Genomic DNA, 14234 nt, shown 5'->3' with positions numbered 1-14234 from the left:
CTAACAGCCACTTTTTTATTTTTTATTCGATGTAGATGTGGTGGTTATAAAATGATGTTATTTTAAGTATATTTATAAATTGGCTATATTATTTATTTTCTCCATATACATCTTTCCATACTGATTTTTGATCTAAGAAGGTTTGTGCAATTTCTTTAGCACCTTCAAGAGAATGACTTGCTGCCCAGCCACATTGTACTTCATTACAAGCAGGTACTTCTGTAGCGTTTAATACATCATTGATTGTTTGTTCGATGATGTTTAAGACATCTTCATAATCATCATGGTTAATGAATGAAACATAGAAGCCAGTTTGGCAACCCATTGGGCTAATATCAACCACTTTATCTGAATGATTTCTAATATTTTCGGCCATCAAATGTTCTAAAGAGTGTAAACCAGGCATTTCCATATGCTCTTTGTTTGGTTGTTTGAAACGGATATCATATTTATGAATAACATCACCGTTAGCCCCCTCCATTTTGCCAGCTAGTCTGACAAATGGTGCAGATACTATCGTATGATCTAAATTGAAGCTTTCAACGTTCATTTTTGGCATGTCATATCCTCCTAATATTTTAAGTAAGTTAATTGTAACAAGACCGTAATGTATTTACAATTTCTGAAACGGGTATAAATGTAAAGTGGTCAATGCTAATTTACTTAAAATTCAGAAAAGGAATGACAGAAGACAATAAACCCGATAGAATAAATAATAATTAAACACGATATAAATATTAAGCATGATATGTGGTGTTATCTATAAAATTGCTTATTACATATAAGTTGTGAAGTTGACAATGTTTTGGTAATTCAGGAGGTAGAGTGCAAACGATGGAGAAAAAACAAATTATATTAGATTATATAGAAAATGAAAATCATAAATACTTAGAAATAAGTCATCAAATACATCAGAGACCAGAATTAGGAAATGAAGAGATTTTTGCTTCGAGAACTTTGATAGAAGATTTAATATCGCATGATTTTGAAGTAGAAACAGATATAGCAGAACATGCAACAGGATTTATTGCACGATACGACTCTGGTATAGAAGGACCTACAATTGGATTTTTAGCAGAATACGATGCTTTGCCAGGCTTAGGACATGCTTGTGGTCACAATATTATAGGTACTGCAAGTGTATTAGCGGGCACCGCACTAAAACAAGTGATTGATAAAATTGGTGGTAAAATCATCGTCTTAGGTTGTCCAGCAGAAGAAGGCGGTGAAAACGGCAGTGCCAAAGCTACTTATGTTAAAGCAGGCGTTATAGATGAGTTGGATATTGCGCTCATGGTCCATCCTGGAAATGAGACATATAGAACAATTGATACATTAGCTGTCGATGTTTTAGATATAAAATTTTATGGTAAAAGTACGCATGCATCTGAAAATGCAGATGAAGCAAGAAACGCTTTAGATGCGATGATTTCTTATTTCAATGGTGTGGCACAATTAAGACAACACATCAAAAGCCGCCAACGTGTTCATGGTGTGATACTTGATGGTGGTAAAGCAGCAAATATTATACCTGATTTTACACATGCGCGTTTTTATACGAGGGCTACGTCTCGAAAAGAGCTAGATGTTTTGACTGAACGTGTTGGACAGATAGCGAAAGGCGCAGCGCTACAAACAGATTGTGACTATGAATTTGGACCAATACAAAATGGAGTGAACGAATTTATTAAAACTTCTAAATTAGATGATTTATTTGCAAAGTACGCCACTGAAATGGGTGAAGCGGTTATAGATGATGATTTTGGTTATGGTTCTACGGATACTGGTAACGTCAGTCATTGTATACCAACGATTCACCCTCATATCAAAATTGGTTCACGAAATTTAGTTGGTCATACACATCGTTTCCGTGAAGCAGCAGGTAGTACACATGGGGATCAAGCATTAATGAGAGGTGCAAAAATCCTGGCTTTAATGGGACAAGAACTCATAGAAAACAAACCATTGTTTGAAGAAATCGTTGAACAATATCAATATACAAAGGGGCACAAAAAATGACAAAACAAAGCTCTCTAAGACCTACGTTAACGCTTAGTGATCTTTACGATTCACATATTGTTTATACTTCTAGACCATCTTATATATCAAATCCTTGGTTAGAACCTGAAGTACATCAATCTAATTTTTTGACCGGTAGAGAGCTGATTATTGCTAATGAGATGCCTGTAATTGTACATGAAGCAAGTGTAACTGATAAATTAAAAACGTTATTTGAAGCAATTGGTAAAGCTATGCCAACAAATATTCTTAAATTTCAAGATCAAAGTAGCTATGAACAATTGTTACAAGATTTGGCACGTGATTATAAAAAATTTTACTTTCAGTACATTCATGGTGAAGATATTTTGAATAAAGCGTATTACGCGTTGGATAAAGATGTTTTTGTAGCTTTAAATAATAAAGCGCGTATACCAGAATGGACAAATCATAAATATCTACCGACTAGAGAAGTTGTTGATATAGATAACTTTGCAGAAGCAGTAGCAAAATGGGAGTATCCATTTGTATTGAAACCTGGAGATGATCTGCCAACAGCAGGCGGATATGGTGTTATGATTTGTTATAAGGATGATGATTTAGAACAAGCAAAGTTACGCATTGAAAATGCTAAAAATGAAACAGATACAATAATCATCGAACAAAAAGTAGAAGCAGTAGCAAATTATTGTGTTCAATACGCATATTCAAAGTATACTGGTGTGCGTTATATAGGTACTTCTGAACAGTTAACCAATGAATATGGATATTATAATGGAAATGAAAATGTACAAGATGTGCCTGATGCTGTAATTCAAGCAGGAAAAGAGATTATGGAAGTCGGCGTCTCGAAAGGTTATTTTGGGATAGCTGGTTTTGACCTTTTGGTAGATAGCAAGGGTGGTATTTTTGCGATAGATCTGAATTTTAGACAGAATGGCTCAACAAGTATGTTATTGCTAGAACCGTTTCTTGAAGAGGGTTATCATAAATTTTATAGTTATTTGTCGCATGTAGATAATTCAAGATTTTTCAACACAATTATGAAGTATGTTAATAAAGGTGTACTATTCCCGTTATCTTATTATGATGGAGATTGGTTTGATAATGAAGTTGTTAAATCAAGGTTTGGTTGCATATGGCATGGGGAAAATAAAGCATGTGTAGAAAAAATGGAGCAGCAATTTTTAAAAGATTTAGAAGCAAAATAGAATAAGTTCTCACAAATATAATGGATATCTCTAGTGAATTGCATGGGACGTTAATTGACTAGAGTATAAGAGTCATTTATATTTTAAGTATGGGTAAATATTATAAATGAATTGAAGGTGCTATGATGTCTTATAAACAAAATTCATTTTTCCAAGAAATTTTAGTCAATGAAGTCTTTTACGTAGCTACAAAATCAAAAGAATTAATTAGACATGAAGTATTGGGAAAAGATGTAGTATGTGCGTGGTCAGAAAAATCTAAAGCGGAAACTTTTTTGAAGAAGCTTAATATTGATTACAGCAATGTAAAGAAAATTGATATAGACCGTTTTGTAACTTACGAAATGGATAACTTATTTGAAGAAGGCGAAGAAGTACTTATTGATCCTACTGGTAGTTCAGATGGAGAATTGATTAATATCGTAGACATTACAAATGAATTAATGTCTGATTTAGACAATATTCGTTTGAAAGAATTTGTAAAAGATGTTTCTAAAGAGGATGCAGTATTTGGCTTATCTAATCAAAACGAAAAACATTTCATTTTGATTAGTGATGATGAACATCAAAGACCACACATCATGCCTGTTTGGAGTATTAAAAGTAGGGCTAAAAAAGTAAGAGACGAAGACTTTGAAGAATGTGAAATTATAGAAATCGAAGGTGAAGTATTCGCTGAATGGTTAGATAATTTACGAGATGATGATAAAGCTGTAGCAATAGACTTGAAATCTGGTGTCGTAGGCACAGTTGTATCTGCTCAAAAAGTGATTGATCAACTTACATTTTAATTATTTCTAAATGCGTTTCAATGCGCTAGTATTTTGTTTTTTATATTATTTGAATAATGGTTAATTATGATGCGTTGTTTTGAAAGTATGGATAGGGATTGAAAACATAAATATTTTAACTTACTAGTAAAAAGCAGTTTTCTACTGAAAAACGTAGAAAACTGCTTTTTTCATGTTTATCTTTATAAATGAATTGCACCTAATGCACCAGAGAATGCACCATGTTCAATATAATAAGGTTTAAACCCACGAAGTACTGTGTAATCTGTAACAACTTTTTTCAAGAGGTCGTTGTTGTGAAAAGATGAGCCAATATAAGCCACATTTTCAGTATTATTTTCTCTAGCAACAGTTATAGACATTGTGGTAATCACTTCCCCGACAACACCTATAACTGAGGCTAATTTATCAGCATCTGTAAAATCAGCGTCCAAATTATGTAGGACATGGCCAAAATTCGCTGCTGTAAGGTCACCTGAGATGGGTGGTTCACTATCTTTATAAATGTGTTTAACTTTCAAGTCAATAATCTCTCTATTTCCATTTTGAGCTGTATCAGTTAATTGTTTATAATCTTTAATGCCAGTTAATAAATATCCAAGACCTTGAATCATTCCGCCACCGGCGCCAACGCCGCCTACACGTTGTTGATGATTACCGTCTGAAAAGTGTAATGAAGTGCCAGTACCGACGTTAGTGAAGATGTAATCATCTAAGAAATGCTCTTGTTCTACTAAAAGTATTTCTAAACCTTTTGCAGCCGCATCAAATTCAACAAAAATACGCGAAGAACAGGTCAAGTGTTCTTGTATTACTGCAGCTTGTCCGCCGGTTAAACTAATGCTTTCACAATCTTGCTGATTTAACCATGAGATAACATCATCAATTTCAGTGGTTGATTTTGTTTTGTATACACGTTCCCCGTTATTGTCTTGAACTATCTTAATTAGAGTTCCACCAGCATCAATGCCAATCTTCATTTCTATTTCCCCCCAAATAAATTTACATTATAACTAATATTATAATAAAATAGGGGAAAATCAAATATGAAATTAAAAGGAGGGCTCTTTTACGTTGCAATTAAGTCCGTTTATTAAAGTAGAAGACATTGATGAAGCTGTAAATTTTTATGAAAATGCATTTGGCGGAGAAGAAAAAATATTAAACGAAACGAATGGTCGACGACTGCATGTAGAATTGCACGTAAACAAAACGGTGATTTTACACATATCTAGTACTTACGGAAAAGCATGGCGTAATGATAATACTAATATTATTTTGACATTTGATGATTTAAAAGCACAACAACAAGTGTATGAAGCTTTGAGTAAATCAGGTGACCCACATATGCCGCTTGAAAAAACATTTTTCAATGCTATGCACGGTCAAGTTAAAGACCAATTTGGTGTGAATTGGCTCATGAATTGCTTTTTAAACTAAACTGTTTAATATAGGTTATAATTAGTTAGAAAGTGGTATTAATAAATAATTACTAAGTTTTAAATAGGGGATTAGATATGTTTATTAAAAAACAATTTGAAGGAATTACAGTTCAAGTGTATGAAGATAAATATAAAGATGCACTTTATAATTTTAAATTGAATGAGCGCCAACAAATTTATTCATCTTTGCCAAGTGATGTATTAGAAGATGCATTGCATGATAAAGACCGAATTGCAAACATTGCCTTGAATAAAGAAGGGGAAGTTGTAGGCTTTTTCGTTTTACATCAATATTATCAACATGAAGGTTATGACACACCAAAGCAAGTGATTTATGTTAGATCCTTATCTGTTAACCAAAATTTTCAAGGTTATGGTTATGGCACTAAAATGATGATGTATCTGCCGCAATACGTACAATCTTTATTTCCAGATTTCAACCACTTGTATTTAGTAGTTGATGCAGAAAATGAGAGTGCTTGGAATGTTTATGAACGTGCTGGTTTCATGCATACTGCAACTAAAGAAGAAGGACCACTAGGTAAAGAAAGATTATATTATTTAGATTTAGATTCAAACCATGTATCGTCATTGAAGTTAAAGCCAAATACAGAAGATGTGCCTTTCAACATTCATATTATTGATTTATACAAAGATGGCAACAAAGTAGGGTTTATAGCAGTGGAAAAACATGAGCAACGTATGAATATTTCTTCAGTAGAAGTTAATAAATCAGAAAGACATCATGGCATTGCAGAAAGTGCTTTGAGACAACTTTCAACATACATTAGAAAATATTTTGAAGATGTCAGTCTATTGACAATTACGTTATATGGTGAGAATAATGAATTAAAGCCGTTATGTATCAATAGTAATTTTGTTGAAATTGAGTCTGCGGATGATTTTAAAGTATTTGAAAAACATATAAATTATTAATAGAGATTGCGAAATCACGAATTGTCATTTATAATTTACATTTGTTATTATTACTTAAGATGAACTTAGTACGGATTTGGATAAATGCCTTTGAAAGGAAGAATAAATAATGAGAATTCAAGATTATACAAAAGAAATGGTTGATGAGAAATCATTTATCGATATGGCCTATACGCTATTGAATGAAAAAAATAGTACTATGAATTTATACGATATCATCGATGAATTTAAAGCACTTGGACATTATGAAGACCATGAAGTAGAAAATAGAATTGTACAATTCTATACAGACTTAAATACTGATGGTCGTTTTTTAAACGTTGGAGAAAATATTTGGGGATTACGTGATTGGTATTCAGTAGACGATATTGAAGAAAAAATTGCGCCAACGATTCAGAAATTCGATATTTTGGATGATGATGCAGAAGAAGATAAAAATTTGAAATTACTTGGTGAAGATGAAGCAGATGACGATGATGACATCCCAGCTGTAACTGATGATCAAGAAACTTTGAATGATCCTGAAGATCCAAAAGAAGACGAAGTTGAAGAAGAAGGCATTGTTATTGATGAAGAAGATGAAGACTTCGATGAAGAAGATGATGAAGAAGACACCGAAGAAGAAACTAAAAAATAATTATTAGAGATTTAATTGACTTTTCTCGTGAAAATGATAAAATTTTATTCGGGCTCCTTTAATTAGGACGACGTGTATAAATATTATACGCTCCCCCTTACAACGATGTGAGAGGGAGCGATTTTTTTATTTAAATGACTATAATAATTTTTATAAATTCTTTGAAATTTGGTAGTTGCATAGAGCAACAATTTATACATATGAAAATAATAAATGATAATTATAATATGTAAAACACGCTATTACACAAAAAAATTAAGTATTTGAGTTTAAAAATTCGATGTCAATATCGGTATTGATTGAAAAAAACTGTTTTAATAACTAGGAGGCAGAACATGACAAAATTTATTTTTGTAACTGGTGGAGTTGTTTCTTCATTAGGAAAAGGTATCACAGCAGCATCTTTAGGAAGACTATTAAAAGATAGAGGCTTAAAAGTAACAATCCAAAAATTCGATCCATATTTAAACGTAGATCCTGGTACGATGAGTCCATACCAACATGGTGAAGTTTTTGTTACTGATGATGGTGCAGAGACAGACTTGGACTTAGGACACTATGAACGATTTATTGATATTAACTTGAATAAATATTCTAATGTTACAGCTGGTAAAGTATATTCTCATGTATTGAAGAAAGAACGTCGTGGTGATTATTTAGGAGGAACAGTACAAGTTATCCCTCATATCACAAATGAAATTAAAGAACGTTTACTTTTAGCAGGAGAAAGCACAAATGCTGATGTCGTTATCACTGAAATTGGTGGAACAACAGGTGATATAGAATCATTACCATTTATCGAAGCAATTAGACAAATTCGCAGTGACTTAGGTCGCGAAAATGTAATGTATGTACACTGTACATTATTACCTTATATTAAAGCTGCAGGGGAAATGAAAACTAAACCTACTCAACATAGTGTAAAAGAATTACGCGGTTTAGGTATTCAGCCTGATTTGATTGTGGTTCGTACAGAATATGAATTAACACAAGATTTAAAAGATAAAATCGCTTTATTCTGCGATATCGACAAAGCAAGTGTAATAGAGTGTCGCGATGCAGAATCACTATATGAAATTCCTTTACAGTTAAGTAAACAAGATATGGAAAACATCGTGATTGATCGTCTAGAACTTAATCCTAAATACGAAACACAGCTAGATGAATGGCAATATTTACTAAATACAGTAAATAATTTAGATGGTAAAGTGACAATCGGCTTAGTGGGTAAATATGTAAGTCTTCAAGATGCTTATTTATCAGTCGTTGAATCATTAAAACATGCAGGTTATCCATTTAAAAAAGATATTGAAGTAAGATGGATTGATTCTAGTGAAGTTACAGACGATAATGTATCAGAAATATTATCAGATGTGGATGGCATTTTAGTACCAGGTGGATTTGGTTTCCGTGCAAGTGAAGGAAAAATTTCTGCAATCAAATATGCACGTGAAAATAACGTGCCGTACTTTGGTATCTGTCTAGGTATGCAATTAGCGACAGTTGAATTTGCTAGAAATGTACTTGGCCTTGAAGGTGCACACTCAGCAGAGTTAGATCCAAACACGCCTTATCCAATCATTGATTTACTACCTGAACAAAAAGATATTGAAGATTTGGGTGGGACGTTACGTTTAGGACTTTATCCTTGTCATATTAAAGAGGGCACATTAGCGCATACAATTTACAATGAAACCGATATTGAAGAGAGACACCGTCATCGTTATGAATTTAACAATGAATATAGAGAACAATTAGAAGCAAACGGTATGGTATTCTCAGGTACAAGCCCTGATGGCCGTTTAATTGAAATGGTAGAAATTCCTGAAAACGAGTTTTTCGTAGCTTGCCAATTCCATCCTGAATTTTTATCAAGACCTAACCGTCCACAACCAATTTTCAAAGCATTTATTGAAGCTGCTTTAAAAAATAAACAAGCTAAATAAAAAATAAAAATGACGCATGTTAGCTAAGTAATTAAAGGTTATAGCTAGCAATGCGTCTTTTCTATATTATTTAAGTGTTAAATAGCATTGTGCACTATTAATAATTGAAGCTTTTATAAATGTTTCAAAATGAAAATTGATAGATAGTCTATGTTATTTATTTTAAACGATTTCAGAATTATATTTTTATAATTACTGTAAAAAAAGGTTTATACTATAACAAATTTACAATAATCAGGAGAAAAACAGCTATTTTAAAGATTTTAAAAAGAAAAAAACAATTAAAAGCGCTTACAATTGTTTAGAAGAATGCAAAAGGTTTCTAATTTTGATATAATTAGATTGTAAAAATATGTGCTTAAAGCACCAAGGAGGAACTTTCATGCCTTTAGTTTCAATGAAAGAAATGTTAATAGACGCAAAAGAAAATGGTTACGCAGTTGGTCAATACAACTTAAATAACTTAGAATTTACACAAGCTATCTTAGAAGCTTCACAAGAAGAGAATGCTCCAGTTATTTTAGGTGTATCTGAAGGTGCTGCTCGCTATATGGGTGGTTTCTACACTGTAGTTAAAATGGTTGAAGGGTTAATGCACGACAAAGAAATCACTGTCCCTGTAGCAATCCACTTAGACCACGGTTCAAGCTTTGAAAAATGTAAAGAAGCGATTGATGCTGGATTTACATCAGTAATGATCGATGCTTCTCATGGTTCATTTGAAGACAACGTTGAAATCACTTCAAAAGTGGTTGAATATGCACATGAACATGGCGTATCAGTTGAAGCTGAATTAGGTACTGTAGGCGGACAAGAAGACGATATTATCGCTGAAGGTGTTATCTATGCAGATCCTAAAGAGTGTCAAGAACTTGTTGAAAGAACAGGCATTGATACATTAGCACCAGCATTAGGTTCAGTACACGGACCATATAAAGGTGAACCTAAATTAGGATTTAAAGAAATGGAAGAAATTGGTGCTTCTACAGGATTACCATTAGTATTACATGGCGGTACTGGTATCCCAACTAAAGATATCCAAAAAGCTATTCCTTTCGGCACAGCAAAAATTAACGTTAACACAGAAAACCAAATAACTTCTGCTAAAGCAGTTCGTGACGCATTAGACAAAGATCAAGAAGTGTATGATCCTCGTAAATATTTAGGACCAGCACGTGAAGCAATCAAAGCAACAGTTATTGGTAAAATTAAAGAGTTTGGTACATCTAACCGAGCAAAATAATTTAAACTAAATTATGAAAAGTCAGCGGGACTGAAATCTAATTTTTTTATGAGATTTCGTTGTTTCGTTGACTTACTTTGGCGAAGATGACTAGCGTTGAAATAGGCTTAATATAAGCGCATTTTTAATTCAGTCAGCTATTGCTAATTTAACAAATGAGGCTGAGACATGTATTTATGTCCTAGCTTCATTTTTTTATGTTATAATTGCTATCGTTTGGTAAAGAGGTTATTGTTAAATCCAAACTTTTTACATAAATCTCAAACAAAATATATATAATTATGATTTAAAACATAAAATAATGGGAATTAAAAACTATAGTAAATAATTTATATGTAACATGCATCACTTAATTTTAATTAAAAAAAGTTTTAGTAGACCGATGTACTTTGCAAACTGGAAAAAAGTAATTTATAATGCAAATAATATAATGTAACGGAAATAATGATTGTAAGGCAAAGGAGAACAAGCGAATGGCTCAAGAAGTGATAAAAATTAGAGGTGGACAAACACTTAAAGGTGAAGTGGATATCCACGGTGCTAAAAACAGTGCAGTAGCAATTATACCTGCAGCAATCTTAGCTGAAGATAAAGTAACAATTGAAGGTCTTCCAGAAATTTCTGATGTAGAAACGTTGGTTAGTTTATTAGGGGATTTAAATATTAAAACAGAATTAGATGGTATGACATTAAAGATAGATCCTACTGACATTGAAAATGCACCATTACCTAATAATAAAGTCGAGTCTTTACGTGCCTCTTATTATATGATGGGTGCAATGTTAGGTAGATTTAAAAAATGTGTCATTGGTTTGCCTGGAGGTTGTCCATTAGGACCAAGACCAATTGATCAACATATCAAAGGTTTTAAAGCTTTAGGTGCGAAGATTGACGAATCTAGCGAGACTTCTATGAAAATTGAAGCTGACAAATTAACTGGGGCAAATATATTTTTAGATATTGTGAGTGTTGGTGCTACAATTAATATTATGCTTGCAGCTGTTCGAGCTGAAGGCCATACTGTCATTGAAAACGCAGCTAAAGAACCAGAAGTTGTAGACGTAGCAACATATTTAATTGGTCTAGGAGCTGATATTAAAGGCGCAGGTACAAGCACCATTAAGATTAATGGTGTAGACCATCTTCACGGTTCCCATCATCAGGTTATTCCAGATAGAATAGAAGCGGGTACATATATGTGTATAGCTGCAGCCTGTGGCGAAGAAATTCAAATTAATAATATTATTCCTACACATGTTGAACCATTAACTGTAAAGTTAAAAGAATTAGGTGTTGATATTCAAGTAGGCGATGATAGCGCTAAAATTAAACGTAGTACGCCTTATTCAAGCGTTGACATTAAGACTTTAGTTTATCCTGGATTTGCTACAGACTTACAACAGCCTATTACGCCGCTATTATTTATGGCAGATGGTGTATCATTTGTGACTGAAACAATATATCCAGCGCGTTTTAGACACGTTGATGAATTAAAAAATATGGGTGCCAATATCAATGCAGATGATGGTACAGCAACTATTAAACCATCTAAATTAACAGGAGCAGAAGTGTATGCAAGTGACTTGCGTGCAGGCGCATGTCTTATTGTTGCTGGTTTATTAGCAGAAGGTGTTACTACTATTTACAACGTGAAACATATTTATCGTGGCTACACAAACATTGTGAATACTTTAGAATCATTAGGTGCAGATATTTGGACTGAAGAAATTTAGAAAATGTGGTATACTTAATATACTAGGTACTTGAAATATATTTTAGTAACTCAGATTATAGAATAAAAACGATATGAGGTGATGACCATGGAGGTTTGCCCTTATCTTGAAGAGACCTTTAAAATAGTAGGTAGAAGTTGGAATGGCCTTATTATTAATTATTTGTCTAGGTGTCCAGAAAAATCTGCTCATTTTTCGGATATGAAACGTGATTTGAAAACAATCACACCACGTGCACTTAGTATAAAATTAACAGACTTAAGTGAATGGGGTCTTGTAGAGAAAAAAATAGTATCTACGAGCCCGATGAACATATTATACCAACTTACAGATAAAGGTGATGCACTAGCGGCAGCATTAGTACCAATGGAAAAGTGGGCGCAAGATTTTATTGAACTTGAAAATCAATAATATCAAAGTCTATGCACGAAGATTTAAAATATTATAATTAAGCAAAATAAAAGAAGAAGTCTATGACATGTCATAGACTTCTTCTTTTTTAGCTCCTAGAAATTTTGAACATCGATTATGCAGCTGCTAAATTGTGAAGTACAAGTATTTTTCAAGTCTAATCATTAATACAAAATGATTAGAAAACGCTTAATAACAACGTTTGTCGTCATATAGTGTGAGCATTAATGTTTAAAAATATAGAATCTCGGTTAAAATATAATTATCAACACAAATTAGGGAGTGAATTATTGATGAGAAATTTCACTAAACAATATATTAACGGAGAATGGATTGAAAGCACTAGTGGAGAAACATTAGAAGTTATTAATCCAGCAACAGAAGAAGTAGCAGGTACAATTGCGAAAGGTAATAAAGAAGATGTTGATAAAGCAGTAGACGCTGCAGAAAATGTGTATCTTGAATTTAGACACAGCTCAATAGAAGAAAGAAGAACATTATTAGATAAAATAGTACAAGAATATAAAAATAGAAAAGATGACCTTGTAGAGGCAATTACAGACGAATTAGGTGCGCCTTTATCAGTATCAGAAAAAGTACATTATCAAATGGGACTAGATCACTTTGAAGCAGCACGTGATGCATTGGATAATTTTGAATTTGAAGAACGTCGTGGCGATGATTTAGTTGTAAAAGAAGCAATCGGTGTTTCTGGCTTAATCACACCATGGAACTTCCCAACGAACCAAACTTCATTGAAATTATCTGCCGCTTTTGCAGCAGGTAGCCCAGTCGTATTAAAACCATCAGAAGAGACACCATTCGCAGCAATTATTTTGGCAGAGATTTTTGATAAAGTAGGCGTGCCAAAAGGTGTGTTTAACTTAGTAAATGGTGATGGACAAGGTGTAGGTAATCCATTGAGTGAACATCCAAAAGTAAGAATGATGTCATTCACTGGCTCTGGTCCAACTGGTTCAAGCATTATGAAAAAAGCAGCTGAAGACTTCAAAAAAGTATCGCTTGAATTAGGTGGTAAATCACCATATATTATTTTAGATGATTCAGATATCGATGGCGCAGCAAGTGCAGCAACTGGCAAAGTTGTTAGCAACACTGGTCAAGTTTGTACAGCAGGTACAAGAACATTAGTACCAGCAAGTATAAAAGAAGAATTCTTAACAGCTGTAAAAGAAAAATTCAGCCAAGTTAAAGTCGGCGACCCACGTGAAGAGGGCACTCAAGTTGGCCCAATCATAAGTAAAAAACAATTTGACCAAGTACAATCTTATATCGATAAAGGTATTGAAGAAGGCGCAGAATTATTCTATGGTGGACCTGGTAAACCTGAAGGCGTAGAAAAAGGTTACTTTGCACGTCCAACAATATTTAATAATGTTGATAATAGTATGACAATTGCGCAAGAAGAAATTTTTGGTCCGGTAATGTCAATTATCACTTACAATGACTTAGACGAAGCAATTAAAATTGCCAACGATACTAAATATGGTTTAGCTGGCTATGTATATGGTAATGATAAAGACACATTGCACAAGGTAGCACGTTCAATTGAAGCTGGTACAGTGGAAATAAATGAAGCTGGTCGCAAATCAGACTTACCATTCGGTGGTTATAAACAATCTGGTATTGGACGCGAATGGGGCGATTATGGTATCGAAGAATTCCTAGAAGTTAAGTCTATTGCTGGCTATTATAAATAATAAAATTTAGCAGTAATTAAATATTTTAAAGGAAGCAAGGCAGTTTAACTGTCTTGCTTTTATAATTTATAAAAACTGAAATACATTTTGTAATTAAATAAGAAATTTGCTATAGTTATAAAAGTAAGTAGCGTAGTACACTGCGTTATTTAAAAACTTATTTAT

At 33.1% G+C, this 14234-nt stretch carries 13 protein-coding genes; 11 read left to right on the top strand and 2 right to left on the bottom strand.

All coding sequences use genetic code 11. The features are described 5' to 3' along the window. Window positions 1-88: 88 nt before the first annotated feature. Window positions 89-559, bottom strand: a complete 471-nt coding sequence (locus tag M4L39_RS11000) for an S-ribosylhomocysteine lyase (RefSeq protein ID WP_277582068.1) — start codon at window positions 557-559, stop codon at window positions 89-91. A gap of 275 nt (window positions 560-834) precedes the next feature. On the opposite strand from M4L39_RS11000, the gene M4L39_RS10995 reads away from it, so the two are divergent. From M4L39_RS10995 to M4L39_RS10985, 3 genes are all read left to right on the top strand, one after another. Beyond that, on the top strand, window positions 835-2019 hold the full coding sequence (locus tag M4L39_RS10995) for a M20 family metallopeptidase (protein ID WP_277582067.1): 1185 nt from the start codon (window positions 835-837) through the stop codon (window positions 2017-2019). Next, a complete protein-coding gene (gene ldmS, locus M4L39_RS10990; RefSeq protein ID WP_277582066.1) occupies window positions 2016-3209 on the top strand; it encodes an L-aspartate--L-methionine ligase LdmS in 1194 nt (397 codons plus the stop codon). The genes M4L39_RS10995 and ldmS overlap by 4 nt, the downstream gene beginning before the upstream one ends. 125 nt (window positions 3210-3334) lie before the next feature. Continuing rightward, the gene (locus M4L39_RS10985; protein ID WP_277582065.1) at window positions 3335-4000 is read left to right on the top strand and encodes a DUF2750 domain-containing protein; all 666 of its coding nucleotides are present in this window, start codon (window positions 3335-3337) and stop codon (window positions 3998-4000) included. Between the two features lie 182 nt (window positions 4001-4182). Here M4L39_RS10985 and coaW read toward each other — a convergent pair whose 3' ends face one another. Continuing rightward, window positions 4183-4980, bottom strand: coding sequence for a type II pantothenate kinase (coaW, locus tag M4L39_RS10980; protein WP_277582064.1), 798 nt, complete (start codon window positions 4978-4980; stop codon window positions 4183-4185). Window positions 4981-5074: 94 nt separating this feature from the next. Between coaW and M4L39_RS10975 the strand changes: the two genes are divergently transcribed. The 8 genes from M4L39_RS10975 to M4L39_RS10940 all read left to right on the top strand — a co-directional run bounded on the left by M4L39_RS10975 (window position 5075) and on the right by M4L39_RS10940 (window position 14069). Next, window positions 5075-5440: a VOC family protein gene (locus M4L39_RS10975; protein WP_277582063.1), complete on the top strand. Its 366-nt coding sequence runs from the start codon at window positions 5075-5077 to the stop codon at window positions 5438-5440. Between the two features lie 77 nt (window positions 5441-5517). Then, on the top strand, window positions 5518-6378 hold the full coding sequence (locus M4L39_RS10970) for a GNAT family N-acetyltransferase (RefSeq protein ID WP_277582062.1): 861 nt from the start codon (window positions 5518-5520) through the stop codon (window positions 6376-6378). A 109-nt stretch (window positions 6379-6487) separates the two neighbouring features. Further along, window positions 6488-7015, top strand: a complete 528-nt coding sequence (gene rpoE, locus M4L39_RS10965; RefSeq protein ID WP_277582061.1) for a DNA-directed RNA polymerase subunit delta — start codon at window positions 6488-6490, stop codon at window positions 7013-7015. A 335-nt stretch (window positions 7016-7350) separates the two neighbouring features. Continuing rightward, a complete protein-coding gene (locus M4L39_RS10960) occupies window positions 7351-8961 on the top strand; it encodes a CTP synthase (protein ID WP_277582060.1) in 1611 nt (536 codons plus the stop codon). 382 nt (window positions 8962-9343) lie between these two features. Beyond that, a complete protein-coding gene (gene fdaB, locus M4L39_RS10955; protein WP_277582059.1) occupies window positions 9344-10204 on the top strand; it encodes a class IIb fructose-bisphosphate aldolase FdaB in 861 nt (286 codons plus the stop codon). 473 nt (window positions 10205-10677) lie between these two features. After that, the gene (locus M4L39_RS10950; protein ID WP_277582058.1) at window positions 10678-11937 is read left to right on the top strand and encodes a UDP-N-acetylglucosamine 1-carboxyvinyltransferase; all 1260 of its coding nucleotides are present in this window, start codon (window positions 10678-10680) and stop codon (window positions 11935-11937) included. Between the two features lie 87 nt (window positions 11938-12024). Continuing rightward, a complete protein-coding gene (locus tag M4L39_RS10945; RefSeq protein ID WP_002511426.1) occupies window positions 12025-12348 on the top strand; it encodes a winged helix-turn-helix transcriptional regulator in 324 nt (107 codons plus the stop codon). Between the two features lie 293 nt (window positions 12349-12641). Further along, window positions 12642-14069, top strand: a complete 1428-nt coding sequence (locus M4L39_RS10940) for an aldehyde dehydrogenase family protein (RefSeq protein WP_277582057.1) — start codon at window positions 12642-12644, stop codon at window positions 14067-14069. The last annotated feature ends 165 nt before the right edge of the window (window positions 14070-14234 follow it).

The organism is Staphylococcus equorum, from assembly GCF_029531845.1.
Lineage (GTDB): Bacteria > Bacillota > Bacilli > Staphylococcales > Staphylococcaceae > Staphylococcus > Staphylococcus equorum_C.
The sequence above is the reverse complement of the archived record's forward strand: the minus strand, read 5'-3'. Positions and strand labels throughout refer to the sequence as shown.